Genomic DNA, 25,243 nt, shown 5'->3' with positions numbered 1-25,243 from the left:
AGGACGCCGGCCTGCAGGGGGTGACGGGCACCGGCTAAACTGCACGGCATGAACGAATTCGACCGCGTACGCGCCTACCTCACCGACCTGCAGGACCGCATCTGCGCCGCCATCGAGGGCGCCGACGGCCAGGCCCGATTCCAGGAAGACCAGTGGCAGCGCGCCGAGGGGGGCGGTGGCCGCACCCGTATCCTGCGCGATGGCGCGGTGTTCGAGCAGGCCGGCATCGGCTTTTCCGACGTGGCCGGCAGCCGCCTGCCGCCTTCCGCATCGGCCAACCGTCCGGAGCTGGCGGGCGCCACCTGGCGGGCCACTGGCGTGTCGCTGGTGTTCCATCCGCTCAACCCCATGGTGCCCACCACCCACGCCAACGTGCGCTTCTTCCAGGCGCAGCGTGATGGTGAGACGGTAGCCAGCTGGTTTGGCGGCGGCTTCGACCTGACGCCGTTCTACCCCTTCGACGAGGACGTGCAGCACTGGCACGGCACCGCCCGCGACCTGTGCGCGCCCTTCGGGCCGGAGCGGTATCCCGCCCACAAGCGCTGGTGCGATGAATATTTCTTCCTGCGCCACCGCAACGAGACGCGTGGCGTCGGCGGGCTGTTCTTCGATGACCTGCACGGCGACTTCGAGCGGGACTTCGATTACCTGCGTGCGGTCGGTGATGGCTTCCTCGATGCCTACCTGCCGATCGTGCAGCGCCGCAAGGACACCGTGCATGGCGAGCGCGAGCGCGAGTTCCAGCTGTACCGCCGGGGCCGCTACGTGGAGTTCAACCTGGTCTACGACCGCGGCACGTTGTTCGGGCTGCAGAGCGGTGGGCGCAGCGAGAGCATCCTGATGAGCCTGCCGCCGCGCGTACGCTGGGAGTACGGGTTCGAGCCGGAGGCGGGCAGTGCCGAGGCGCGGCTGGCGGATTACCTGGTGCCGCGCGACTGGGTGTGAGGCAGGGGGAAGACAGCCGAGGACAGCCGACTGAAGTCGGCTCTACCAGTCGGCTCTACCAGTCGGCTCTACCGGTCGGCGCCATCAGTCGGCGCCACCGGTCGGGGCTGCGTACCGGGGCTGGAAATAAAAAGCCCCGCTGACCAGGGGGAGGTCAACGGGGCCGGGGAACGGGTGCTTGGGGAGGAGCCCCCGTTCCAAGATCTTCTCCAGGGGATGGGAGAGATCCACAACAGGCGTTGCGCCTGTCGATGGCTATAAAAGCACTACGAACATTGATGAATCGTGAAGGCGGCCCATTTAGCCTTTGCTGCCCCGTGCAATATTCATCGTTTAGTCAGACTGTCGGCGCAGCAGGCGTATTCAGGCTTCAATGCGCCTCGTCCCAGTTGAGTCCATGGCCCGTGTCGACCACCAGCGGAACCCGCAACTGAGCTGCTTGCGACATGTGTTTGACGACCTCGGTACGCAGCTCGTCGATGTAGCTCGCCTCGCATTCGAAGACGAGTTCATCGTGCACCTGCAGGATCATCTTCGCCGGCGCGGCCGACTCGCGAAGCCAGGTATCCACCTTCACCATCGCCTTTTTGATGATGTCCGCCGCCGTGCCCTGCATCGGCGCATTGATCGCGGCACGTTCCGCGCCTGCCCGCAGCCCCTGGTTGCGTGCGTTGATGTCGTTCAGGTATAGGCGTCGGCCGAACAGGGTTTCCACGTAGCCCTGCTCACGCGCCTGTTGCCGCATCCTCTCCATGAAATCGCGCACGCCGGGGTAGCGGCTGAAGTACAGCGCCACGTAGTCCTGCGCCTGCCCGCGGTCGATGCCCAGGTTGCGCGCCAATCCGAAGGCGCTCATGCCGTACATCAGGCCGAAGTTGATCGCCTTCGCCGCACGTCGCTCGTTGCTGGTGACTTCCTCCAGGGAACGACCGAACACTTCTGCCGCGGTGGCGCGGTGCACGTCCGCGCCCTGTTCGAATGCCCCCACCAGACCAGGGTCGCCAGACAGGTGCGCCATGATCCGCAGTTCGATCTGCGAGTAATCGGCCGCCAACAACAGCTTGCCCTCCGGCGCGATGAATGCACGGCGGATACGGCGGCCGTCCTCCGTGCGGATCGGGATGTTCTGCAGGTTCGGGTCCGATGACGACAGGCGGCCCGTGGCGGCGCCTGACTGGTGATAGCTGGTGTGTACGCGGCCGGTATCGGCGTTGATCATTTCCGGCAGCTTGTCGGTGTAGGTGCTGCGCAGCTTGGCCAGCCCGCGGTACTCCAGGATCACCCGCGGCAGTTCATGCTGCTCGGCGATGGCTTCCAGTGCCTCTTCGTTGGTGCTCGGCTGACCCTTGGGCGTCTTCACCAGCGCAGGCAGCTTCAGCTCGTCGAACAACACCGCCTGCAGCTGCTTGGGCGAATCCAGGTTGAAGCTGCGGCCGGCCAGCTCGGTGGCCTTCTGCTGGGCGGCCAGCATGCGCGTGGACAAGTCCTGGCTCTGTCGGCGCAGCTCGGCCATGTCCACCTGCACGCCATGGGCCTCGATGCGGGTCAGCACCGGTACCAGCGGCATCTCGATGTCGCGGTACACCTCGTCCAGGCTCGGCACGGCCGCCAGCTGCGGGCGCAGCGCGTGGTGCAGGCGCAAGGTCACGTCGGCGTCCTCTGCAGCGTAGCGGCTGGCTTCGTCGATCCCCACCTGCGAGAACGAAATCTGCTTGGCGCCCTTGCCGGCTACGTCTTCGAACTTGATCGTCGTGTAGCCCAGGTAGCGCTGGGCCAGCGAATCCATGTCGTGGCGGGTGGCCGTGGAGTTCAGCACGAAACTCTCCAGCATGGTGTCGTCGTGGTAGCCCTGCACCGCGATGCCGTGGCGACGCAGCACATGCAGGTCGTACTTGCCGTGCTGGCCCAGCTTCTTCTTCGATGCGTCTTCCAGCGCCGGACGCAACGCATCGAGCACCTGCTGCATCGGCAACTGCGCCGGCGCGCCAGGGTAGTCATGACCCAGCGGGATGTAGGCCGCCTTGCCCGGCTCCACGGCCAGGCTGATGCCCACCAGCCGCGCGCGCATGGCGTCCAGCGCATCGGTTTCGGTGTCGAAGCTGATCAGCTCCGCCTGCTGCAGCCGCTCCACCCAGGCCTGCAGCTGCTGTGGCTCGAGCACGGTCTCATACTCGCCGGGCACCGACAGCGACGGGTCCACGTCAGCGACTGCGGCCTGTTCGCCCGCGCCACGCGCGAAACCCGCCGCGGTGCCGCGCAGGCTTGGCACCACCTCGCTGACGGTAGGCGGCAAGCCCGCGCTGCCTTCCAGTTCCTTCAGTGCCTGGGTGAAGCCGTACCGTGCGTAAAGCTCGCGCAGGTCGTCAACATGGCGCTCGCGCAGCGGCAGGTCCTGCGGGCCGGCATCCAGGGCGACGTCGGTGCGGATGGTCACCAGTTCGCGGTTCAGTGGCAGTCGCTCCAGTGCCGCACGCAGGTTCTCGCCGATCTTGCCCTTCATGCCAGTCGCTGCGGCCATCACGCCGTCCAGGTGCTGGTACTCGGCCAGCCATTTCGCTGCGGTCTTGGGTCCGCACTTGTCCACGCCGGGCACGTTGTCCACGGTATCGCCCATCAACGCCAGCAGGTCGACGATCTGGTCGGCGCGTACGCCGAACTTTTCCATCACCGCCGCGTCGGAATCCATCCGGCTGCCGGTCATGGTGTTGACCAGTTCGATACCCGGCCGCACCAGCTGGGCGAAGTCCTTGTCGCCGGTGGAGATGGTCACCGACAGATCGCGCGCGACGCCCTGCAGGGCAAGCGTGCCGATCACATCGTCGGCTTCCACGCCGGGAATGCGCAGGATGCTGATGCCGAGCGCCTCGACGATCCGGCACATCGGCTCGATCTGGCTGCGCAGCTCATCAGGCATCGGCGGGCGGTTGGCCTTGTACTGGTCGTACAGGTCGTCGCGGAAGGTCTTGCCGGGCGCATCGACAACGAACGCCACGAACGCGGGGCGCTCTTTCAATGTCGACCGCAGCATGTTGACCACGCCGAACAGCGCACCTGTGGGTTCACCCTGCGGATTGGACAGGGGCGGCAGCGCGTGGAACGCGCGATACAGGTAACTGGACCCGTCGATAAGGACTAATCTGCTCATGCGACGATTCTACGCGCCCGTGGCATGCACGGCGCCCACACCGGGTGGGGCATAATCACCGTCCCCGTCCGGTCCAGGAGTCCCGTCCATGAAACGCATGATGCCTGCCACCCCGCTGGTCCTGGCGCTCCTGCTTGCAGGCTGCGCGACGTCCGGCGGTGCCGGCATGCCGCCGGTCGACGTGGCCGGTGCCGAGGTTGCCCAGCGCACGCTGGACAATGGCGACGTGGTGGAGGAATACCGCGTGTCCGGCCAGTTGCGCATGGTCAAGGTAACCCCGGCACGTGGCGCGCCGTATTACATGTACGACCAGAACGGCGATGGCCGAATGGATAATTCCAAGGACGGGGTGTCCCCTGTGTACTGGAAGCTCTACAGCTGGTGATGCCTGCTTTCCTGCGATGAGTACCGCCGACCGCCGCAACGCTGCCCTCGACCAGGTCGCCCTTCGCCAAGGGCTGACCGGCGAACAGCTGGCCGCAGTACAGACCCTTGAGCATTTCGGCTGGCAGCTGCGTTTCGTGCGCCGGCCGTTGTTCCGCGAACCCATCCCGGTGCTGTTCGATCGCAGCGGTGAGCGCTATGTGGTGCTGCAGGGTGACGGCAGCCTGGATGAATCGCAGACCCTGAAACTTCGCGACTGAATCGGTGCAGCGACGCACCGTGACCTTTGTCCTGTTGCGGATATATAACAGCGCTTATACATTCACTGCATGTCATTGCCCTCCGCCACCCTCGGTACCCTGGTCCGCCATCTGATCGAGCTGCTCGACGGTGAGGTGGAGTCGGCCTACGTGGCGGCCGGGCTGGATTGGCGGCCCCGCTACACCCCGCTGCTGCGTGCACTGATGCGGTTGGGCCCGGTATCGATCAAAACGCTGGCGCTGCAGATCGGGATCAGCCATTCGGCCGTCAGCCAGACCGTTGCACAGATGCGCGCGGCCCGCCTGCTGGCCCTGAGGCCCGGAGTCGATGCGCGCGAGCGGATCGTCGCGTTGACACCCAAGGCAGTGAAGATGATCCCGGCGCTGCAGCGCCAGTGGGCGGCCACCAATGCAGCCGCCGCCCAGCTGGACGCCGAGCTGTCTTCGCCGTTGTCCGTGCTGCTCGACGAAGCCATCACGGCCCTGCACCAGCGCCCCTATGGCGAGCGCATCGCGGCTGCCGCGGCGACGCTGCCGGACGACGCTTCCACAATTCCCTGACTCAACCGCACCCGAGGATGTACCTGATGGCGATCTCTCTCTGTTCCCGCGTGCACCCGATCCAGCTGGGCGACCAGCGCGTGCTGCGGCCCGGCCGCTTCCGCTGGTTGCGCGCACTCGCCTGGGTGGTGGCGCTGTTCGTACTGGTGGTGATGAGCTCGATGTCCACCGGCCAACTGCTGGGTACCTTGCTACCGAAGACAAGCGGGCCAGCGCAACTGCTGGGCTATGTCGGCTCGGTGCTGGTCGGATTGGGAATCTATGCCTTGGCGGTGCGGTTCGGTGAGGGGCGCCGCCCGTCGGAGATCGCGCTGCGGTCGTTGCTGCCCGAGGTGCTGCTGGGACTGCTGCTCGGTGCGGCGATGTTCGCCGCGGTGATGGCGATCATGGCCGTATGCAGCCTGTACGACATCACGTTTACCGGCCCTGCGCCGGCCTGGATCGCCGCCGGCAAAGCGCTGCAGGCGGGGGTCATCGAAGAGTTGATGCTGCGCGCCATCCTGCTGCGTCTGGTCTGGCGCGCCTTTGGACCTTGGATCGCCTTTGCCGTCTCTGCAGCGCTGTTCGGCTTCGGCCACATGCCCAATCCGAACGCCACCGTCTTTGCTGCGGTCTGCATCGCGCTGGAGGCGGGCATCATGCTGGCTGCGTTCTACGCCCTGACCGGGCGTATCTGGATGTCGATCGGCGTGCACGCCGCTTGGAACTTCACGCAGGGCTATGTCTTCGGTGCCGCCGTATCGGGCAGCGAACTGGGTCCAGCGATCGCACGCAGCACGGCCGTTCCAGGTATGCCGGAATGGCTCACCGGCGGTGCCTTCGGCCCAGAGGCCTCGCTGCCCGGCCTGGCCGTCTGCCTTGCCATCGGCGCGCTGGTCATGTGGCGGGCGTGGCGGATGGGCCGCTTCGCACGATAAAGCCGACGTCAGCTGACGGACCCCGGTCCGTTGGCGATCAACGGATGACCAGTACCGGCACCGAACTACGGGCCAGTACCTCGGCCGTCTGGCTGCCCAGCAGCACACGTGTCACGCCGCGTCGCCCATGCGAGGTCATCACGATCAGATCGGTGCTGCGCTCGTCAGCAATATCGATCACGCCATCGGCGGCGTAGCGGTCCAGCACGTGCACGGCATTCGCGCGCACCCCGTAGGCTTCCGCCTTGGCGACGGCCGGCTGCAGGATCTTCTGCGCGCTTTCTTCGCGATCCGCCTTGTACTCGGGACTGTTCATGTAGCCCACGCTCCAGCCCATGGCGTCGTACATGCCGACGGCCCATGGTTCGGACACGGTCACGATGTCCACTTCGGCGGACAGGTCCTTGGCCAGTTCGAGCCCTTTCATAAGGCCTTTCTCAGCCAGCTCCGAACCATCGGTGGCGATCAGGATGCGTTTGTACATGGCGGGACTCCTTGCGGGATGGGCCAGGTGGGAATATCACCATTACACAGATAATGTGCAGGCCGCGCCTTGAGCTGGATCAGTGCAGTGCAGCATGCCTGCCCGGCAGGCCGTGGCATGATCGGCCGCATGCGACGAGCTCTGCTGTGGTGTCTGTGTCTCGTGCTGTTGCCGCTACCGGCCGCAGCCGCCGACGCGATCCTGGTGTTCACCCGCACCGCCAAATTTCGCCATGAGTCGATCCCGGTCGCCGTGCAGACGCTGCGCCAGCTGGCGAGTGACCAGCACCTGCGTACCGACCACAGCGAAGACAGTAGGATCTTCACTGCGGCCACCCTCGCCCCGTACAAGGCGGTGGTGTTCGCCAATACCACCGGTGATGTGCTCGATGCCCCCCAGCAGGCGGCGTTGCAGGCCTACATCGAAGGCGGCGGCGGGTATCTCGGGCTGCATTCGGCCGCTGACACCGAGTACGACTGGCCCTGGTATGGCGAACTGGTCGGCGCCTGGTTCGACAAGCATCCACCTGGCCTGCAGACGACACACGTCATCCTGGAAGGGGACGCTGTCGAACCCGTGCAATGGACCCTGACCGACGAAATCTACAACTACCGCCGCAATCCGCGGCCTTTCGTGCAGGTGCTGGCGACGGTGGATGAATCCCGCTACGAGGGCGGCAGCATGGGCGAGGACCACCCCATCGCCTGGTGCAGGGCGATGGGCAAGGGCCGCAGCTGGTACACCGGCTTCGGCCACGATGCGGCGGTATACGCCGATGCCAACGTGCAGGCCCTGCTGCGGCGGGGTCTGGCGTACGCCACCGGCATGACGCCTCGCTGCTGACGCTTGGCTATTTCTTCTCGCGCAGCGCACTGCGGGTACGCCCAGCCGATGCGCCTGCCGCCGCAGGTGCGTCACGCAGTGCCCGCAGGCGTGCTTCCAGTGGCGCGTTCAGGCGATCGTCCTGCAGTGCGGTCAGGCGCTGCGCGATCTGCGCGGTGGTCTGTCGCGACGAGGACGCTACGCCCTGCGCATCCGGCGCGCGCAGCATGGCCAGGCGGGTCTTCACTTCGTCCTGGAACTGGCTGTTGCTTATCGCCGCGTCGCGCGCCGCACGCGATGCGGCTTCATGTGCCGCTTTGTCCGCAGCGTGTTTCTGCGCGGCCTTGGCCGCCGCTGCCTGCGCATGCGCCGCCACGGCAGTCGCCGCCAAGGACGGCACCGCCTTCTTCGCCTGCTCCGCTGCGTGGGACTGCGCCGACTGTTTTGCCTGCTGGCTCGCCTGCGCGGCCGCCTGTTTCTGCGCTTGGCTCTGGGCCTGTTCCGCTGCCTGAACCGCCGCAGCCTCACTGGCTTGGCGGGCCGCGTGTGTGTGCACCTGCGATGCGATGGAGGCGGTCTCCACCTGCGGAACGATGGGAATCTCGCGACCGCTCACCATAGAACCGATCTCATCTGCGGCCTGCTCGATGCACTGTTTCCACGCCAGGCCCCGCTCACTGCGGGTCATCTGCGGCTGCGCCAGCACCTGCGCTTCATAGCGCTTCCACGCACCCTGGATCCGGGTGGAGGCAGGGCCATGACGGTCCGCCTGCATCTGCTCGGTATACCCTCGCGCGGCCTCTTGTTGCTGCTGCTCCAACAAGCTTGCAGGCACAGGGACCCCGCGTAGCGCCGGATACTTGCGCAGCGCATCCCTCCATGCCTCTCCAACCGCGTCGGTCACGGCGTGATCGAGGGAATTCAACTCGTCATAAGAGACCAGTGTGACTTTAGAGAGAACGTCCTGCCGGAACAGCTTGGACTCCAGCAGCAACTGCTTGGCCGGGCAATAAGCGAGGTCTACTTCCTCGACAAGCTGCTGAAGCTCCATCTTGGCGCGCACCACCGAGAAATTGGTCTCGCCAAGGGACGTATCACTGCCCAGCACTGCGTTTCGCAGCTTGAGCATGCCGGACCTCACCTTGAACATGTTGGCTGCGTGCGGCGACCTGTGCTCGCTTACCTCGGCCGATGACGGCCACAACTGCGAAGCCTTGAGGCGGTTGATCCAGCCTTGCGCCGCGTCGGACTGCAGCAGTGCCGAAAAGTAGTTGGCTGTCCCGGGCTGCTTGGCTTTCAGCAGCTGAGCGCGCATCACCTCGCGCGTCACGCCGTTGGGGGCTTCAATCAGCGCATCCAGCAACTGGATGAAGGCCATGCCTACCTCAGGACGGTCGGCAGTATGAAAACCGACGCTGGCGGGATAGGCAGCGAACTCTATCGGCGTCATCAGCAACGCTAGCACCGCATTCGCATCGACTCTCTGCTCTTGCACCAGCTTGCGCATCAGCAGCAGCCAGTCCTGGTTGGCGGTGAACGCAGCGACTGTATGTGGCTGGTAGCCAGGCCCAAAATCCAGACTCTGCAGCAGTGACTGATACACATCTGGTGACATGAGCTCGGCGGCGGCAGCGCTGATCACCTTGCTGTTACCTGCATCCAGCCCTTCGCGCAACTGCCTCACTGCATTGTGGAACGCCTGCAACGAACGTATTTCGCGATGCTTGCTGTTGAGCATCGGCACTGCGCCGCGCTCGATCGTGCGTAGCAGCGCTTCATGTCGGGCTGCGATCAAGCGTTCTGCGTCATGGTCCGTTGACGCCTGTATCAGGGGCTGCATCGCCTTGGCCATTTCAGTTCTCACCCGCTGCGCACGCTCGGGATCTTCCTGGACCCAGTGCCCCAGCTGCGTGCTGTCTACTCGCTTCAGCATCGCGTCACGGCGCTCGCCCAACAGCACGGCGAGTACTGATGGCGCGGGCCATGCATTGGGACGCGCCTGCGCAGGAGGTTGCCAGTACATTTCGGTCACCGCGCAGATGGCCTCATCGGGAATCAACGAGAGCCTGTATCCCATTTCCGCCAAGGTATCGGAAACCGCCGAATCGAGGGGCACTGACGGACGTATCAGCTCGGCAATGGTTTCAGACTGGAAACCGTACGGCCAACGCTCTGTTTCATGCAGTGGGCCGGGATCACAGTCCATTGCATCGAATTTATACGCGAAGATCTTGAATTCAGGTGGCATCGGGAACAGTGACGGCGGTCGCTGGCAGATCGCCACGTCCTTGCTCGCCTCCTTGGGCATCATCGCGCCGGTGCGCATGTTGCGGAAACCCAGCGGTCCGCAGGCACCGAAGTCCAGGCTCATTCCCACCGGCTCACCATTACGCATCACGTAGCCGAAATTCTCCATCCGGTAATTCAGTTGATCCCAGTTCGCCACCCAGCGAGAGACAACATAGTGGCGCAGCTGTTCACAGCGCAGCGCAAGGGGCAGCATGCGGTTCATCTGTTCCAGCGCGTTGAAGCGTGCCTGATCAATCTTGGCATGTGCCGCATGCAGCTCAGGGGGTAACTCCCATGGCTGGGCAACCTTGGCCTGTGCAAGCAGCTGACTACATGCAGCGGTCGCATCCTGATGCGCGAGCTGCAGTGCAGAGTAACGCTGCGCAGCTTGCGGATCCTTCTCGCCTACCCGTGCCAGCGCGTGCTCCGTGGTGAGAAATTTGCCGAGGTCATAGAACGTTTCCTCAAAGCGAGACGCGACGCCCGGCGCGGTACCCGCCTGCGTGCTCAGCGGGCTGGCCAGCGCGGTTTCCGGCACAGGCAGGCCGGTCAGCTGGAACAGCTTGGCCATGGTGACTTCCTGCGCACTGCAATCGGTCTGCTTTACCCGCCACTGTTCGCGATTGAGTTCGACCAGCATCGCCGCTCCACTACCGGCGCCCTGCCACTTGATGGCGTGCGCACCGGATAGATCGAGGATGGGCAGTGCGTTTCGTGGCAGCGCCGCCGCATTGGCCACCTGATGGGGAGCCGATGAGGGGCCTGCGGTCGGCTCTTGCCCCTGTCTCACAGACGGGTGGGGAGCATGAGCAGCCGCTGCGGCGCAGGTGGGCGATAGCATGGACAGTTCCGGTATTTACGGCGGGACACAATGCAGGTGTGAATCGCCACCGGCTTTCACAAACGTAGCCTTCGATTCATCCAATGAATCCACCGGGCCGCTACGCAGGTGTCATGCCGCCGTCAGATTCGCATACGCCATCACCAACCACTTGCTACCGGCGTCAGCGAACTCCACCTGCACGCGCGCGTGCGAACCGCTGCCCTCGTAATCAGTGACCATGCCTTCGCCGAACTTCGGATGCGTGACCAGCGTGCCCAGCTTCATCGGCGGCACGTCCAGCGACGCGTGGCCGGCAGTGCGGCTGGCGCCCAGCGAAGAAGGCCGCGACACCTGCACCTTCGGCCGCACTTCATGGAGCAATTCACGCGGGATCTCGCGCAGGAACCGCGAGGGCACGCCGTAGTTGTCCTGGCCATGGATGCGCCGTGATTCGGCGTAGCAGAGCACCAGCTTCTGCCGTGCGCGGGTGATGCCCACATAGGCAAGCCGACGCTCTTCTTCCAGGCGCCCGCTTTCTTCCAGCGAGCGCGCACTCGGGAACAAGCCATCTTCCATGCCAGCCAGGAACACCAGCGGGAATTCCAGCCCCTTGGCCGAGTGCAGCGTCATCAGCTGTACGCCGTCTTCATTGGCCTGTGCCTGGCCTTCACCGGCCTCCAGAGCGGCGTAGGCGAGGAAGGCGACCAGCTCGTCCATGTCTTCGACTTCCTCGACATCATCGGCACGACGCACGAAGCGCGACGCCACTGAAACCAGTTCGTCGAGGTTGTCGGTGCGGGACTCCGAATCCAGTGCGTTGCGGCTTTCCTTGCTCCAGTGTTCGCGAAGCAGCGAGCGCGACAGCACGTGGTCGATGCGCTCGGCGAGCGTCATCTCTGCGGTCTGCGCCTGCAGTTCGTTGACCAGCATCAGAAAACCGGCCAGTGCGTTGCGTGCACGCCCGGCCAGCGCGCTGCCCTGGGTGACCAGCATGGTGGCTTCCCAGAGCGAAATACCCTGCGCGCGCGCTTCGCGGCGCACTTCGTCGAGAGTGCGATCGCCGATGCCGCGCGTGGGCGTGTTGACCGCGCGCTCGAACGCTGCGTCGTCGTTGCGATTGGACAGCAGCCGCAGGTAAGACAACGCGTCCTTGATTTCCGCACGCTCGAAGAAGCGCATGCCACCGTAAACGCGGTAAGGCACCTGCTCGCTCAGCAGGACTTCTTCCAGCGCGCGCGACTGCGCGTTGCTGCGGTAGAGCACCGCCACTTCGCCGTGGCTGCCGCCATCGCGCACCCACTGACGTGCGCGTTCGACGATGTAGCGCGCCTCGTCCATTTCGTTGTAGGCCGCGTACAGATCGATCGGATCACCGTCGCCGCTGTCGGTCCACAGCTCCTTGCCGATGCGGTCCGGGTTGTGCGCGATGACCGCGTTGGCGGCGCCGAGGATGTTGGCGGTGGATCGGTAGTTCTGCTCCAGGCGGATGGTCTGCGCGCCGGGGAAATCACGCAGGAACCCCTGCACGTTTTCCACCTTCGCACCGCGCCAGCCGTAGATCGCCTGGTCATCGTCACCGACCACGAAGACGTGGCCGGTGTCGCCCGCCAGCACCCGCACGAAGGCGTACTGGATGGAGTTGGTGTCCTGGAATTCGTCGACCAGGATCTCGCGGAAGCGGGCGCGGTAGTGGGCCAGCAGGGCCGGGTTGTCACGCAGCAGCTCGTGGGCGCGCAGCAGCAGCTCGGCGAAGTCGACCAGGCCGGCGCGGTCGCAGCGCGCCTGGTACTCGATGTAGGCCTGGCGCATGGTGTCCAGCCACGCGTCATGCGGCTCGGGCTGGATGTGCTGCGGCCGCCGGCCCTCGTCCTTCTGCTCGTTGATCCACCAGGCGATCTGCTTGGGCGGGTACTTGCCATCATCCAGTTCAAGCGCCTGCACGACCCGCTTGACCAGCCGCAGCTGGTCATCCGAATCCATCACCTGGAAGGAATCGGGCAGCTTGGCGTCCGCCCAATGCAGGCGCAGCAGGCGGTTGGCCAGTCCGTGGAAGGTGCCGATCCAAGCGCCGCGACTGCCATGGGGCAGCTGCGCGTCGATGCGGTGCCGCATCTCGCCGGCGGCCTTGTTGGTGAAGGTCACCGCGAAGATGCCATGGGTCGGCACGCCGAATACTTCGTGCAGCCACGCAATGCGGTGGGTCAGTACGCGCGTCTTGCCGGAGCCGGCACCGGCCAGCACCAGGTGGTGGCCGGGAGGGGCGGAAACGGCATCGCGCTGGGCCGGGTTCAGGCCATCAAGCAAGTGGGAGACATCCATGCCCCCATTTTACGGCATCGCTGCTTCGAGCTCCTGCACGGCGTGACGCGCGGCGTTCTGCGCTTGCTGACGCAGTTCAGGCACGGCCAGGCTCTCCCACAGGGTGCCGATACGCAGGCTGCCGAGCACGGCGATATCCGCGTGGGCCGTTCCGTCTGCATCGAGCAGCCGGTCACCCTGCGGCGCACTGTCCACGCCCAGTCCGTGCGGACCGGGCCGCGCCAACCCCTCGGCGAGCAGCTGCCGCAGCAGGGGATTGCGCAGGCCACCGGCACGCGTCTCCACGCCCGTGGCGTTGACCAGGGCACCAAGGTGCCAATGCCGCAGCGTGTCCTGGGCGCTGTGCGCCGCCAGCTGCAGGCCGTCTTCGGTTTCCACCACGCCCTGCAGGCGCGCACGGTGCTGCTGCAGGCGCCCGTCGCGCATCGCGTCGCGCAGGTGGGCGTGTACATCGGGATCGATCCGGTGCCGATGCACGTCCCACTGCCGCGCAACGTGGCGCAGGAAGCGGCGCTGGTCGGCGGCATCCAGGCTTTGCCACAGCGCTTGGCCGAGCGGACGGATGCGTTCCATCACGCTCTGCCAGGGAATGCCCCGCGCGGCCGCATCGCGGGCGTGCTGGCGCAGAGCGCGCATGCGGCCGCGCAGCGACAGGGCGAGCAAGGGCTGCGGGTCGAACTCCGCTGGGGCGCCGTGTGCATGCGGCAGGGGCAGCAGGCCGTGGCGGGAGAACACATGGATCACACCGGTCTGCCCCGCCGCCGACAGGGCCAGCACGCTGTCCACCATGCTCAGCCCGGAGCCGATGATGCCGATCGCGTCGTCACCCGCCAACAGGCGCACGCCATCGTAGTCCCAGGCTTCTGCGACCTGCTCGTGCGGCAGGGCATCGGCACCGGCCACGGGCATCGGGCGGACGCTGTTGCCGCAGGCCAGGACAACCTGCCGCGCGCTCGCCGTACGCCCGTCGCCGAACTGCAGCTGGAGCCCATCGTCGGCACGACGCAGCGCAAGTATCGGCTGCTGTACCACCGCAAGCTGCGCGACGCTGGTCTGTTGCGCCTCGGACAGACGCTGCCGCAGGTAGGCCGCGTAGTGATGACGCGAGACGAAGCGGGTGGCGAGGGTTGCGTCGTCATCCTGTGGATAGGCCGCCACCGCGCGCAGATACGCGATGAAGTCCGCCGGCTGGTCCGGCAGCGCGCTCATCCGCCCGGCCGGTACGTTGAGCAGGTGCTGCGGCACACGGGTGGCGTAGGCGATGCCTTCGGCCAGCGTGGAAGCGGGCTCGAACAACTGCAGCTGCAGCGGGTGGCGCGCATGACGGAGCGCCTGCAGGGCGACCATCACGCCGGCGGCGCCGCCCCCGATGATGGCCAGGTCGATGCGGTGTGGATGCGCTTGATCGTTCATGACTCGATTGTAGGCGATGGGCAGCGGGCTGCCTTTACATGAGCGCGTCGGCGAGGCGGGCGATGCCTTCACGGCTGCGACGCCAGGCGGCACGTCTGCGCCACTGGTCCAGTTCCAGTGGGCGGGAGTGGCGCAGGTATTCCGCTTCGATGTCCAGCAGCTGGCGGACGATCTTGCGGTCGTAGCACAGCAGGCCGATCTCGGCATTCAGCGCGAACGAACGGATATCGAGATTGATCGACCCCAGCAAGGCGATGTCCTCGTCAACGCTCAAGTGCTTGGCATGCAGGAAGTGGGGTTCGTACAACGCGATGCGCACGCCACTGCGCAGCAGTTCATCGTAGTACGCCTCCTGCGCCCAGGCGGTCAGCACGGCATTGCTGCTGGCCGATACGATCAGCTGCACATCCACGCCGGACAGCGCTGCGATGCGCAGGGCACTGAGCGTGGCTTCATCAGGGACGAAGTACGGCGTTACCAGCACGATGCGGCGGCGGGCGAGGTGGATCAGCGCGTTGACCGCATCGCGTGCGTTGCTGAACGGATACGCCGGTCCGCTGGGCAGCAGCTGGGTGGCGATGTCCTCGGTGCATACCGGCACATCGGCCATCACGTCCAGGCGCTGGCCGGTTTCCATGTACCAGTCGCTGGCGAACACCGCTTCCAGATGGGCCACGGCGGGGCCGCGCACGCGCGCCACCAGTTCCCGGTTCGGGTGGCCCGGCACGAAACCGGCATCGGCCAGGTTCTGCGAGCCGATGTAGCCGACCTTGTTGTCGATCACCGCGATCTTGCGGTGGTTGCGCAGATCCATGCGTCCGCTGCGGCGCCAACGCAGGCCACCCGGCAACATCGCGCGCACGTCGATGTCGCGCGCCAGCAGGCGCTTGCGGTACGCGCGCAGGCCGCGTTTGGCACCCACCGCGTCCAGCAGCAACCGGCAGTGCACGCCACGCGCGGCGGCACGCTGCAGCGCTTCGACGATGGCCTCGCCGACCTGATCGTCGAACATCAGGTAGTACAGCAGGTGCACGCGTTCCTCGGCCTGGTCGATGTCGGCGATCAGATGGGCCAGCGACTCGTCATACCCGGTCAGCAGGTCAAGCGCATTGCCATGGACCGGCATGAAGTCGCCCTGGCGCTCCACCAGCGGCACCACCTCGGCCACCGCGGTGTCCGGGCAGGGTTGCCAGCGCAGCGCGGCCTGCAGCGCCTGTTCCTCGCGGATCACCTGCGAGGCCTCGGCCTGACGCCGCACGCGTTCGGCGGACAGCCACGGATGGCCGAACAGCAGGTACAGGGGCAGGCCCAGCAACGGCACGAAGCCCACCAGCAGCAGCCAACTGCGCGCTGCGCCCGGGGTGGTGCGGGTGGGGATCCAGAACAGCGCGGCCAGCCGGATCAACCAGTCCAGCAGCAACAACCATGACCCCAGCATCCACTCGAACAGCATCGCATCGCCCGTCGGAACATCGACCTGCATTCTGGCACGGGCGGTATGGAGGCAAAAAAAAACCCGCCTCGCGGCGGGTTCTTTCTTCGGGAAGACCCGTAATCCGCAAGGATTACTTGATCTTGCCTTCCTTGTACGGGACATGCTTGCGCACGACCGGATCGTACTTCAGGAATTCCATCTTCCCGGGGGTGTTCTTCTTGTTCTTGTCCGTCGTGTAGAAGTGGCCGGTACCGGCCGTCGAAATCAGACGGATCTTGTCGCGCTTGCCTGCCATGATTTACTCCTCAGACCTTTTCGCCGCGCGCACGCAGCTCAGCCAGAACGGAGTCGATACCGTTCTTGTCGATGGTGCGCAGTGCATGCGCGGAAACACGAAGCTTGACCCAGCGGTTCTCGCTGGCAACCCAGAAGCGGCGCTCGTGCAGGTTGGGCAGGAAACGACGACGGGTCTTGTTGTTGGCGTGCGAGACGTTGTTACCCGTCTGCACTCGCTTGCCGGAAACTTGGCATACGCGGGACATTGCGCACCTCGATAGTAGTTGTTGTCAGCCCGTAGCCCGGGCGACGGCGGCCTCGATGGTTGCCCACCACACGTCAAGAGAATCAAAGGGTTACGCTGACCTGGGCGGACCGGAGGACGTGTTCCCGGCCCCGCCGCCCGGAATCAACCGGACACAGCGAGCCGCGAAGTATGCCGCGAACGAGCCCTTGGCGCAAGCGCGCTCCGGGCCACCCCGCAGGGGGCCGGCCGGTACACAGCGCCCTGCCCCGGCGCCTGCTACACAGAGCCCCATGAAACTGCTCGCACTTACCTACGGTACCGAAGGCGATACCCGCCCGCTGACCCTGCTCTGCCGTGGCCTGATGGACGCCGGCCACGAGGTGATGCTGCTCGCGGATGGCAGCACGCTGGGCAGCGCACGTCAGCTGGGTGTGCCGCATGCGGCACTCGACGGCGACATCCACGAAGAAGTGGTGGCGCTGCTCGCCCGCGGCAACAGCCCGCGCGCCGCCAGCCGCGGACTGGCACGCATGGCCCAGCGCCATGTCGCGGCCTGGATGCGTCAGGCCGATGGAGTGGCCAAGGAGTGTGATGCCGTGCTTACCGGCGGGCTGGCGGCCTTCGTCGGCATGAGCGTGGCGGAACACCATGGCCTTCCCCTGATCGGCACCGGCATGATCCCGATCACGCCCACCGGCGCGTTTCCTTCACCGTTCCTGCCACCGGGCTGGACCCCGGCGCTGCTCAACCGGGCGAGCTATCGGCTGGTCAACCAGCTGATCTGGCGGCAGTTCCGCGGCCCGATCAACGACGCGCGCCGGGCAGTGCTGGATAGGCCTCCACGACGCAGCCCGTGGACGGACGTGCCGATGCTCTATGGTATTTCCCCCAGTCTGGTGCCGGCTCCGCCGGACTGGCCGTCCGACCATCGGATCTGCGGGCAATGGCGGATGCCGGAGACGCTGGAATGGGCGCCGGATCCGGCCTTGCAGGCGTTTCTCGATGACGGCGAGCGTCCGGTGTATGTCGGCTTCGGCAGCATGACCGGCTTTGATCGTGAGGCCGTGCTGACCGCGCTGTTGCGCATGTTGGAGGGGCGACGCGTGCTGTTGTCGCCTGGCTGGTCCGGCATGCCACAGGTGGCGTTGCCGTCCAGCGTCCATGTGATCGACGCGGTGCCCCACGAGAAGCTGTTTCCGCTCACCTCGCTGGCGATTCACCACGGCGGCAGCGGCACCACACACTCGGCCTGCCGGGCGGGCGTGCCGTCGATGGTGATGCCCTTCGCGGCCGACCAGTTCTTCTGGGCAGATCGCCTGCACCGCCTGCGCGTGGCCCCACGCGCGCTGTCGCCGAAGCGACTGGCCGCTGCATCGCTGGCGGAAGCGTTGGCCTTCGTCGAGCAGGCCGAAACGCGCACACGGGCCGCTGCGTTGGGCCAGCGCATGGCAGGCGAAGACGGCGTGGCCCACGCGGTGGCCGCGATACAGGCGGCCCTCCCCACGGCCCGGTAGCGCCGAGCCGTGCTCGGCGAGCGCGCAGCGCGGGCTGTATCCGACATCGCGGCGTCGGACCGATTCCGCCGAGCGTGGCTCGGCGCTACAAAGATGTGCCGCCAGCCCGGTAGCGCCGAGCCATGCTCGGCGAGCGCGCAGCGCGGCCTGTATCCGACATCGCACCGCCGGGCGCATCCGCCGAGCGTGGCTCGGCGCTACAAAGATATGCCACCAGCCCGGTAGCGCCGAGCCATGCTCGGCGAGCGCGCAGCGCGGCCTGTATCCGACATCGCACCGCCGGGCCGATTCCGCAGAGCGTGGCTCGGCGCCAGAAGCGAGCACCGTGTTCACCGGCTCATGGCGGCGGCGGCTTCACCGAGTTGGTCGGCCAGCGCAGGATCGGTGGCATGCAGTGCGACGAAATCCCGTGCACAGGCCGCGAACTCTCCCGCAGCGGCCTGTGCCGCGTCCACGGCTTGCTGGTGGTACTGAATCAACAGCGCGGGCAGTCCGGGCGTGTCCCTGGTGCGCAACGAAAGCCACAGCGCCCCGATCAAGCGCGCGCGGCGACTGCACAGGTCCTGATGATTGAGCTGGAAGAACGCGATGGTCACCAGTGCGCGTTCGAAATCCCGTCCCCGGTCATGCCGCGGCACAGCCAGCACACCCGCAAAACGGATCAGGCTCGCCGGATCGACATCCAGATGGCCGAGGGGATAAATCAGCAGCGGATCTTCGGCCATTGCGGTGTCCGGATGGGCAGCGCGCGTGCTGCGCGCCCGGCGGACCGGGAAGTAATCCGCCTTCAAGGTCGAGTTGCAGCGCGTGCAGGCGATGACGTAGTTCAACGGATGGTAGGCGAGCAGGTAGTAGCCACGTCGGCTGGCCCGCCCCAACCGGCACGGCGGCACGAAGCCCACGGCGCCCTTACCTGTCGCCGGCGGCCACGTCTTCACCCGCGACTTGGGCCTGAAGTGCTCTACCTCATGCACTTTGCTGCTCAGCTCCCTGCCGGCCAGACGGGTCTCGCAGTAGGCGCATTTCTCGTGCTGCAGTTCGATGTAGATGTCTTTTATCTCGCCCCAGAAGTCCTGCCCTTCCACGTAGCGTCCTGTACGCCGATACATCGCTTTCCGGCTCTTGGCCCTGGCCAGCCACGACGGCCGATGGGCGGCAATGGCAGCGTACAGGACGTCGGTTTCGGTCTCGATCCGTATCATGCTCACAGCGCTCCGGAAGACAGCAGGTGCAGATAGTCGGCCGCAGCGCGCAGATCCCCCGCCTCGCTTGCGCGCCTCAACTGTTCCAGCCGGTCCGCCACGCCCGGTGCGCGGGTGGACGCCAAGCCGAAGTAGGGGCTGAGCAGCACCTGTTCCGCACTGCGCCCGTGCACCTGTTCGGGCAGGCGGCGGCACTGGGCGCCGTCGTCATCGCTTTCATCAAGGACCAGCAGGTTCTGCGGCTGCAACGAGCCGACCACCAAGGGGCTGTGCGTCGTGACGATGAACTGGATGTTGGGCAGGGCGCGCGACAGCGTGGGCAGCAACGAGCGTTGCCAATCCGGATGCAGGTGCAGGTCGATCTCGTCGATCAGCACCACCCCGCGGTTGTCCACCAGCTTGCGGCCTGAGGGCGCACCCATGCACAGGTGGTACAGCATGTCGCCGATCCAGCCGATATACGCGCGATAGCCGTCCGACAGCGCGCGGAATGGCACGTGGACGCCGTGCATGCTGAAGCCAGGCGCTTCCGTATCGCCCCTGTTTTCTCCGGTCGCGTGCATGCGGCACGATTCGGGCAACAACCGGTTCATCAGGTTGATCACCTGCTTGCCGCGGCCTGGATTCTGCGTGGCATACGCGGGCCACCAGGCAGACAACGGCACCATGCTGTGATGGTCTTCGAACAAGCCCGCCACGCGCTCATAGCGCGGGGCGCGGGTCTTGAAACGCTGCGCCGGGTCTGCATCGTGATCGTGTTCAACACGCCGGGTCGCACCGTAGCCCACCAGAAAGAAGGCACTGGTCTGCCGCGTGTCCTGGAGCTCACGAACCTCGCGTGCCACGTGCGGGTCGTCAGGGGGAATCCACTGCAGCACTTCCGAGTCACCGACCTGCTCGACCTTCGCCTGCATCGTCAACGCCACGCTCGCCGAATCGCCGCCGAGTGCGCCATCCTGCGCGTCAACCCACACCGCCGTATCCAGCGTGGCCACCAGCGGTGCACGGCATGGGACGCCTGCCTTGGCGTCCGTGCCTGCGCGCAGGGTCCGCACCAGGCCATCGGCAAAGAACCCTGCGCCGCGTTCAAGCACCGGGGCGAGCACACTCAATGCGATGGCGCGCAGGACACTCGACTTGCCGGCGCCGTTCACCCCCAGCAGAACGTTGACGTTGGCCAGCGCTGTCCCGTCCGGTGCATCACCCGGCCCGAGCAATGAAACGCTGATGTCCTGGATGGAACGGAAATTGCGGATGCGGAGGGACTGGATGTGCATGTGCGTGCCGATGCAGGGTGCCGACCCAGCATGGCAACCCACCGCAGCCGCTGCAGCAGGCAAACCCGTCGAGGTCGCCGTGCGGCGCTGCGATGGCGGTCGGATGCGTGCATCGCTGTCGCACCGCACGCGCGAGCAGCACGGAAGGCAGGAGGCAACGCCTCCCGTCAGTTCAGTCCGTCGTGCCGGGTGCCATCATCTGCGTCACCCATTCGATGAACACGCGCAGGCGGTGACTGACGTGCCGGTTGGGCGGAAACATCACATGCATCGGTATCGCCTGCAGGTGCCAGTCGTCGAACACGCGCACGAGTTCAGCACGTCCTTCATGAGGGGCCGCCATGTAGACGGGCACGCAGACGATGCCCAGACCCGCCAGGCCGGCAGCGAGATACGCATCGCCATCATCCAGGGCGATCACGTGACGGCCCTGCACGTCCATCCGTTCATCACCGCGCTGCAGGATGAAACGGCGGGTGCGTCCGGTGCGCGGGCGCAGGAAGCCGACGGTGAGGTGGTGCGGCCCGTCGAGGTCCCGCGGATGCGTCGGGGTGCCATGGCCTTGCAGGTAGTCCGGACTGGCATACACCGCCAAGGGCAGCGCACCGAGGGGGCGGGCGACCAGCGACAGGTCGTCCGGCGTGCCGCCGCGGATCACGCAGTCCACGCTGTCACCGATCAGGTCCACCTCGCGGTCACTGACCCCGATATGCAGCTCGATGTCCGGATAGCGCGCATGAAAGTCCGGCAGCGCCGGTACCAGCAGCAGCCGGGCGAACGGGCTGGGCACGTCGATACGCAGCCGTCCGCGCGGTGCCGCCGTGGCGGTGGAGAGACTCCCCTCGACCGCCTCCAGTTCAGCCAGCAGGCCGACCACGCGAGGGTAGTACGCCTCCCCTTCCGCGGTCAGGTTGAGCCGCCGGGTGGTGCGGTTGAGCAGGCGCACGCGCAGGTGCGTTTCCAGCTGCTGCACCAGTTCGGTGACCCGGGTACGCCCCACCTGCAGGGTGTGCGCTGCCTTGGTGAAGCTGCCGGTTTCGACCACCCGGGCGAAGGCGCGCATTGCGTCGAAACGGTCCATGGCGGCCTGTATCTGTCGGTTATGCCGAACAATCTAGGCGTGATTGGACGGTTTATCCAGCACACGAAGCGGTCCAGCATGCAGGCATCCCCGCTGCGCCGTGCAGCGATCCTGATGGAGCCCTTCCATGATCCGTGATGTCGTCTTTCCCGCTGGCCGCCAGGCCCTTTACGACCGTAATCGTTACTCCCCTGCCGTACGCGCCAATGGCTTCCTGTTCGTGTCTGGCCAGGTGGGCAGCCGCGAGGACGGCTCACCCGAGCCCGTGTTGGAAGATCAGGTGCGCCGCGCCTTCGACAACCTCAATGCCGTGCTGTCTGCGGCCGGGTGCACCTTTGATGACGTAGTCGACGTGACGGTGTTCATCGTCGACCCGGAAAAGAACTTCGAAAAAGCCTGGGCGATCGTGCCGGAGTATTGGGGCGAGGCGCCCTACCCCACCCTGACAGGGATCGGCGTGACCTGGCTGTATGGCTTCCAGTTTGAAATCAAGGTGATCGCCAGGGTGCCGGACAGCCAGCCCGCGCGTTGAAGCGCGCGGAACCGACTGGAACGGGTAGAGGCGACTTCAGTCGGCTGCACTTTGGGAAGCCGACTGAAGTCGGCTCTACCCTGCATTTTTAGAAGCCGACTGAAGTCGGCTCTACCTTCGGGTCACTACCGTTCGTTGCGGTGCAGCCAGCGGTACAGCACCGGCAACAGCAGCAGGGTCAGCAGCGTGGACGACACGATGCCACCGATCACCACGGTGGCCAGCGGACGCTGCACTTCCGAACCGGCACCCACATTGAAGGCCATCGGCACGAAACCCAGCGAGGCCACCAGCGCCGTCATCAGCACCGGTCGCAGGCGTCCCAGAGCGCCTTCGCGTACGGCCTCGCTCAGCGGCATGCCCTGCGCGCGCAACTGGCGAACGAAGCTGATCATCACCAGACCGTTCAGCACCGCCACGCCGGACAGCGCGATGAAGCCGACGCCCGCGGAAATCGACATCGGCATCCCCCGTGCGGCCAACGCCAGCACACCGCCGGTCAACGCCAGCGGTACGCCACTGAACACCACCACGGCATCGCGACCCGAACCGAACGCCCAGAACAGCATCGCGAAGATCAGTACCAGGGTGACCGGCACCACCACCGCCAGGCGCTGGCTGGCCGATATGAGCTGCTCGAAACTGCCGCCGTAGTCGATCCAGTACCCGGTCGGCAGCGGCACCTGCGCGGTGACCGCGGCCTGCAGATCGGCGACGAAACTGCCCAGGTCACGATCGCGCACGTTGGCCGTCACCACGATGCGTCGCTTGCCATTCTCACGATTGATCTGGTTCGGTCCCTCACTGGTCTCGATGCGCGCCAGCTCCCGCAGCGGCACGGTCCGTGGCCCGCCACCGGCAGCACCGACACCCCGGCTCAGCTCATCCGCGTTGCCGCCAGCGAGTGCGGCCTCCAGGGATATGGGCAGATCGGCGAGGGCAGCCGGGTCCTGCCGCAACGCTTCCGGAAGCCGCACGACGATGTCGAAGCGGCGGTCACCTTCGAACAGTTGGCCGGCCACCTGGCCACCTACCGCCGTCGCCACGGTGGACTGCACCTGCCCAGGATTCAGCCCATACCCCGCCAGCGCCTGACGATCGGGCAGTACGGTCAGCAACGGCAAGCCACTGGTCTCTTCCAGACGTACATCCGCTGCCCCCGGTACCGCTGCAACCTGCTTCTCGATGCGTTTCCCGAGCTGCACCAGCGTGTCCAGGTCATCGCCGTAGACCATCACGGCCACATCCGCGCGCACCCCCGAGATCAGCTCGTTCATGCGCATCTGGATGGGCTGGGTGAACTCGTAGTTGTTGCCCGGCAGCTGTTCCACCGCCGCTTCCAGTTCGCCCAGCAGGGCGGCCCGCGATTTGCGCGGGTCGGGCCATTCGCTCCGGTCTTTCATCATCACGAAGGTATCGGCCACCGACGGAGGCATCGGATCGGACGCGACTTCGGGGGTACCGATCTTCGAGAACACCTTCTCCACTTCTGCGAACTGCAGCAGGCGCGTTTCGATCTGCACCTGCATCTGCACGGACTGGCTCAGGCTGGTACCCGGTATGCGCATGGCATGCATCGCGACATCGCCTTCGTCGAGGCTGGGTACGAACTCGCTCCCCAGCCGGGTCGCCAGCACGCCACATCCCACGATCAGCACCAACGCACCGGCCATCACCCAGCGCGCGTGCTGCAGCACCCGGTCCAGCAGGGGGTGGTAGCGTCGCCGCAACCAGGCCATCACCCGGTTCTCTTTTTCCTGGACCCTTCCGCCCAGGAACAGCGCGATGGCCGCCGGTACGAAGCTCAGGCACAGCAGCATCGCCCCGGTCAGTGCCAGCACCACGGTGATCGCCATCGGGTGGAACATTTTTCCTTCGACGCCGGTCAGGGCGAAGATCGGCAGGTACACGGCGGTGATGATGCCCAGGCCGAACAGGCTGGGGCGGATGACCTCGGCGGTAGCGCGTGCGGTCTCGTCGAAACGCTCGGCGGCGGTCATGTCGCGGCCCAGCGCGTGCTGGCGTTCGCCGAAACGGCGCAGGCAGTTTTCGATGATGATCACGGCACCATCGACGATCAAACCGAAGTCCAGCGCGCCCAGGCTCATCAGGTTCGCGGACACACCGCCGCGGGCCATGCCGGTCAGGGTGAACAGCATCGACAGCGGAATCACCGCCGCGGTGATCAGCGCGGCCCGGAAGTTGCCGAGCAGCAGGAACAGCACCACGATGACCAGCAACGCGCCTTCCAGCAGATTCTTCGCCACGGTATGGATGGTGCGGTCCACCAGCGCGGTGCGATCATAGCTGGCGGTCACGGTGACCCCATCAGGCAGGCTGCGTTGTGCCTGCGACAGCTTCGCCGCAGCGGCCTGCGCCACGTCACGGCTGTTGCCGCCGACCAGCATCACCACGGTTCCCATCACGACTTCGTGGCCGTTCTGGGTGGCCGCACCACTGCGCAGCTCTGCGCCTTCGGCCACGCGCGCCACGTCATGCACATGGATCGGCACGCCTTCCCGGCGGTCCAGCACGATGTCGCCGATCTCGTCCAGGTTGGCGACCTGCCCCGGTATGCGCACCAGGAACTGCTGGCCATTGCGCTCGATGTAGCCAGCACCGACGTTCTGGTTGTTGGCCTGCACGGCGGCGACCACGTCGTCCATGGTGAAGCCCAGCGCGCGCAGGCGCGCGGGATCCGGGGTGACGTGGACCTGACGCTGGAAACCGCCGATGGTGTTGACCTCGGTGACGCCCGGCACGTTGCGCAGCTGCGGCCGGATCACCCAGTCCTGCAGGGTGCGCAGATCGGTGGCGGTGTACGCCGTCCCATCAGGCTTGCGGGCCGTGGGCGCCGCATCCAGGGTGTACATGAAAATCTCGCCCAGGCCCGTGGCGATCGGACCCAGCTGCGGATCCACTCCTTCCGGCAGCTGCGACTTGACCTGTTGCAGACGTTCGGCCACCTGCTGGCGGGCGAAGTACAGATCAGTGCCGTCTTCGAATACCACGGTGACTTGGGACAGCCCATAGCGCGACAACGAGCGCACCTGGTCCAGTGCCGGCAAGCCGGCCATCGCGGTTTCGACGGCATAGGTGATGCGCTGCTCGCTCTCCAGCGGCGAATAGCCCGGCGCGGCCGTGTTGACCTGCACCTGTACGTTGGTGATGTCCGGGGTGGCATCAATCGGCAGCCTGCTGAAGCTCCACGTTCCGACCAGCACCAAGGCCAGGGTGAGCCCCATCATCAGCCAGCGCTGGGCAATGGCGCCGCGGACCAGGCGCTCCAGCAGGCCGTGCGGGGTGCCATCGAGAGA

The 25,243-nt window shown here is 66.0% G+C and carries 20 protein-coding genes; 8 read left to right on the top strand and 12 right to left on the bottom strand.

The annotated features are described in order from the left end of the window. The first annotated feature begins 48 nt into the window (after window positions 1-48). Window positions 49-945 (top strand): oxygen-dependent coproporphyrinogen oxidase, encoded by an 897-nt coding sequence (gene hemF / locus IFT65_RS16030; RefSeq protein ID WP_192082326.1) that lies wholly within the window; start codon window positions 49-51, stop codon window positions 943-945. Window positions 946-1,315: 370 nt separating this feature from the next. On the opposite strand, the gene polA is transcribed toward hemF, so the two are convergent. Next, on the bottom strand, window positions 1,316-4,090 hold the full coding sequence (polA, locus tag IFT65_RS16025) for a DNA polymerase I (protein WP_192082324.1): 2,775 nt from the start codon (window positions 4,088-4,090) through the stop codon (window positions 1,316-1,318). A gap of 97 nt (window positions 4,091-4,187) precedes the next feature. Between polA and IFT65_RS16020 the strand changes: the two genes are divergently transcribed. From IFT65_RS16020 to IFT65_RS16005, 4 genes are all read left to right on the top strand, one after another. Beyond that, a complete protein-coding gene (locus IFT65_RS16020; protein WP_188327383.1) occupies window positions 4,188-4,475 on the top strand; it encodes a DUF2782 domain-containing protein in 288 nt (95 codons plus the stop codon). A 16-nt stretch (window positions 4,476-4,491) separates the two neighbouring features. Then, window positions 4,492-4,734 carry a hypothetical protein gene (locus IFT65_RS16015; RefSeq protein WP_188325422.1) on the top strand — a complete coding sequence of 81 codons (243 nt, stop codon included), beginning with the start codon at window positions 4,492-4,494 and terminating at the stop codon, window positions 4,732-4,734. Between the two features lie 69 nt (window positions 4,735-4,803). Further along, window positions 4,804-5,295 (top strand): helix-turn-helix domain-containing protein, encoded by a 492-nt coding sequence (locus IFT65_RS16010; protein ID WP_192082322.1) that lies wholly within the window; start codon window positions 4,804-4,806, stop codon window positions 5,293-5,295. Window positions 5,296-5,321: 26 nt separating this feature from the next. Further along, window positions 5,322-6,212: a type II CAAX endopeptidase family protein gene (locus tag IFT65_RS16005; protein WP_192082320.1), complete on the top strand. Its 891-nt coding sequence runs from the start codon at window positions 5,322-5,324 to the stop codon at window positions 6,210-6,212. 37 nt (window positions 6,213-6,249) lie between these two features. Here the strand turns inward: IFT65_RS16005 and IFT65_RS16000 are convergent, their stop codons facing one another. Further along, the gene (locus IFT65_RS16000) at window positions 6,250-6,696 is read right to left on the bottom strand and encodes a universal stress protein (protein ID WP_188325425.1); all 447 of its coding nucleotides are present in this window, start codon (window positions 6,694-6,696) and stop codon (window positions 6,250-6,252) included. 129 nt (window positions 6,697-6,825) lie between these two features. Here IFT65_RS16000 and IFT65_RS15995 point away from each other — a divergent pair, with 129 nt between their 5' ends. After that, a complete protein-coding gene (locus tag IFT65_RS15995) occupies window positions 6,826-7,539 on the top strand; it encodes a ThuA domain-containing protein (protein WP_192082318.1) in 714 nt (237 codons plus the stop codon). A gap of 7 nt (window positions 7,540-7,546) precedes the next feature. On the opposite strand, the gene IFT65_RS15990 is transcribed toward IFT65_RS15995, so the two are convergent. The 6 genes from IFT65_RS15990 to rpmB form a co-directional block, all read right to left on the bottom strand. Then, window positions 7,547-10,447 carry a hypothetical protein gene (locus IFT65_RS15990; RefSeq protein ID WP_206756817.1) on the bottom strand — a complete coding sequence of 967 codons (2,901 nt, stop codon included), beginning with the start codon at window positions 10,445-10,447 and terminating at the stop codon, window positions 7,547-7,549. Window positions 10,448-10,759: 312 nt separating this feature from the next. Then, on the bottom strand, window positions 10,760-12,949 hold the full coding sequence (gene uvrD / locus IFT65_RS15985) for a DNA helicase II (protein ID WP_192082314.1): 2,190 nt from the start codon (window positions 12,947-12,949) through the stop codon (window positions 10,760-10,762). Between the two features lie 9 nt (window positions 12,950-12,958). Continuing rightward, window positions 12,959-14,362, bottom strand: coding sequence for an FAD/NAD(P)-binding protein (locus IFT65_RS15980; RefSeq protein WP_192082312.1), 1,404 nt, complete (start codon window positions 14,360-14,362; stop codon window positions 12,959-12,961). A 34-nt stretch (window positions 14,363-14,396) separates the two neighbouring features. Further along, entirely contained in the window at window positions 14,397-15,815 is a 1,419-nt protein-coding gene (gene cls, locus IFT65_RS15975) for a cardiolipin synthase (RefSeq protein WP_192082402.1), read from the bottom strand. A 112-nt stretch (window positions 15,816-15,927) separates the two neighbouring features. After that, window positions 15,928-16,092: a 50S ribosomal protein L33 gene (gene rpmG, locus IFT65_RS15970; RefSeq protein ID WP_042613882.1), complete on the bottom strand. Its 165-nt coding sequence runs from the start codon at window positions 16,090-16,092 to the stop codon at window positions 15,928-15,930. A 10-nt stretch (window positions 16,093-16,102) separates the two neighbouring features. Then, window positions 16,103-16,339, bottom strand: a complete 237-nt coding sequence (rpmB, locus tag IFT65_RS15965) for a 50S ribosomal protein L28 (RefSeq protein ID WP_005411638.1) — start codon at window positions 16,337-16,339, stop codon at window positions 16,103-16,105. Between the two features lie 271 nt (window positions 16,340-16,610). On the opposite strand from rpmB, the gene IFT65_RS15960 reads away from it, so the two are divergent. Beyond that, a complete protein-coding gene (locus tag IFT65_RS15960; RefSeq protein WP_192082310.1) occupies window positions 16,611-17,834 on the top strand; it encodes a glycosyltransferase in 1,224 nt (407 codons plus the stop codon). Window positions 17,835-18,163: 329 nt separating this feature from the next. On the opposite strand, the gene IFT65_RS15955 is transcribed toward IFT65_RS15960, so the two are convergent. From IFT65_RS15955 to IFT65_RS15945, 3 genes are all read right to left on the bottom strand, one after another. Next, on the bottom strand, window positions 18,164-19,036 hold the full coding sequence (locus IFT65_RS15955) for a hypothetical protein (RefSeq protein WP_192082307.1): 873 nt from the start codon (window positions 19,034-19,036) through the stop codon (window positions 18,164-18,166). Between the two features lie 2 nt (window positions 19,037-19,038). Beyond that, window positions 19,039-20,313 carry an AAA family ATPase gene (locus IFT65_RS15950; RefSeq protein ID WP_192082303.1) on the bottom strand — a complete coding sequence of 425 codons (1,275 nt, stop codon included), beginning with the start codon at window positions 20,311-20,313 and terminating at the stop codon, window positions 19,039-19,041. Window positions 20,314-20,485: 172 nt separating this feature from the next. Beyond that, window positions 20,486-21,394, bottom strand: coding sequence for a LysR family transcriptional regulator (locus tag IFT65_RS15945; RefSeq protein WP_192082301.1), 909 nt, complete (start codon window positions 21,392-21,394; stop codon window positions 20,486-20,488). A gap of 127 nt (window positions 21,395-21,521) precedes the next feature. On the opposite strand from IFT65_RS15945, the gene IFT65_RS15940 reads away from it, so the two are divergent. Then, window positions 21,522-21,926: a RidA family protein gene (locus IFT65_RS15940; RefSeq protein WP_192082299.1), complete on the top strand. Its 405-nt coding sequence runs from the start codon at window positions 21,522-21,524 to the stop codon at window positions 21,924-21,926. Between the two features lie 125 nt (window positions 21,927-22,051). Here the strand turns inward: IFT65_RS15940 and IFT65_RS15935 are convergent, their stop codons facing one another. Continuing rightward, entirely contained in the window at window positions 22,052-25,219 is a 3,168-nt protein-coding gene (locus tag IFT65_RS15935; RefSeq protein ID WP_192082400.1) for a CusA/CzcA family heavy metal efflux RND transporter, read from the bottom strand. Window positions 25,220-25,243: the final 24 nt, after the last annotated feature.

It is taken from the genome of Stenotrophomonas sp. CFBP 13725 (genome assembly GCF_014841935.1).
Taxonomy (GTDB): domain Bacteria; phylum Pseudomonadota; class Gammaproteobacteria; order Xanthomonadales; family Xanthomonadaceae; genus Stenotrophomonas.
This window is presented reverse-complemented; position numbering and strand designations above follow the sequence as displayed.

Coding starts and splice junctions, on each gene's coding strand:
- hemF (WP_192082326.1), top strand. CDS start 49: ATGAACGAATTCGACCGCGTACGCGCCTACCTCACCGACCTGCAGGAC.
- polA (WP_192082324.1), bottom strand. CDS start 4,090: ATGAGCAGATTAGTCCTTATCGACGGGTCCAGTTACCTGTATCGCGCG.
- IFT65_RS16020 (WP_188327383.1), top strand. CDS start 4,188: ATGATGCCTGCCACCCCGCTGGTCCTGGCGCTCCTGCTTGCAGGCTGC.
- IFT65_RS16015 (WP_188325422.1), top strand. CDS start 4,492: ATGAGTACCGCCGACCGCCGCAACGCTGCCCTCGACCAGGTCGCCCTT.
- IFT65_RS16010 (WP_192082322.1), top strand. CDS start 4,804: ATGTCATTGCCCTCCGCCACCCTCGGTACCCTGGTCCGCCATCTGATC.
- IFT65_RS16005 (WP_192082320.1), top strand. CDS start 5,322: ATGGCGATCTCTCTCTGTTCCCGCGTGCACCCGATCCAGCTGGGCGAC.
- IFT65_RS16000 (WP_188325425.1), bottom strand. CDS start 6,696: ATGTACAAACGCATCCTGATCGCCACCGATGGTTCGGAGCTGGCTGAG.
- IFT65_RS15995 (WP_192082318.1), top strand. CDS start 6,826: ATGCGACGAGCTCTGCTGTGGTGTCTGTGTCTCGTGCTGTTGCCGCTA.
- IFT65_RS15990 (WP_206756817.1), bottom strand. CDS start 10,447: ATGCTGGTCGAACTCAATCGCGAACAGTGGCGGGTAAAGCAGACCGAT.
- uvrD (WP_192082314.1), bottom strand. CDS start 12,949: ATGGATGTCTCCCACTTGCTTGATGGCCTGAACCCGGCCCAGCGCGAT.
- IFT65_RS15980 (WP_192082312.1), bottom strand. CDS start 14,362: ATGAACGATCAAGCGCATCCACACCGCATCGACCTGGCCATCATCGGG.
- cls (WP_192082402.1), bottom strand. CDS start 15,815: ATGCTGTTCGAGTGGATGCTGGGGTCATGGTTGTTGCTGCTGGACTGG.
- rpmG (WP_042613882.1), bottom strand. CDS start 16,092: ATGGCAGGCAAGCGCGACAAGATCCGTCTGATTTCGACGGCCGGTACC.
- rpmB (WP_005411638.1), bottom strand. CDS start 16,339: ATGTCCCGCGTATGCCAAGTTTCCGGCAAGCGAGTGCAGACGGGTAAC.
- IFT65_RS15960 (WP_192082310.1), top strand. CDS start 16,611: ATGAAACTGCTCGCACTTACCTACGGTACCGAAGGCGATACCCGCCCG.
- IFT65_RS15955 (WP_192082307.1), bottom strand. CDS start 19,036: ATGATACGGATCGAGACCGAAACCGACGTCCTGTACGCTGCCATTGCC.
- IFT65_RS15950 (WP_192082303.1), bottom strand. CDS start 20,313: ATGCACATCCAGTCCCTCCGCATCCGCAATTTCCGTTCCATCCAGGAC.
- IFT65_RS15945 (WP_192082301.1), bottom strand. CDS start 21,394: ATGGACCGTTTCGACGCAATGCGCGCCTTCGCCCGGGTGGTCGAAACC.
- IFT65_RS15940 (WP_192082299.1), top strand. CDS start 21,522: ATGATCCGTGATGTCGTCTTTCCCGCTGGCCGCCAGGCCCTTTACGAC.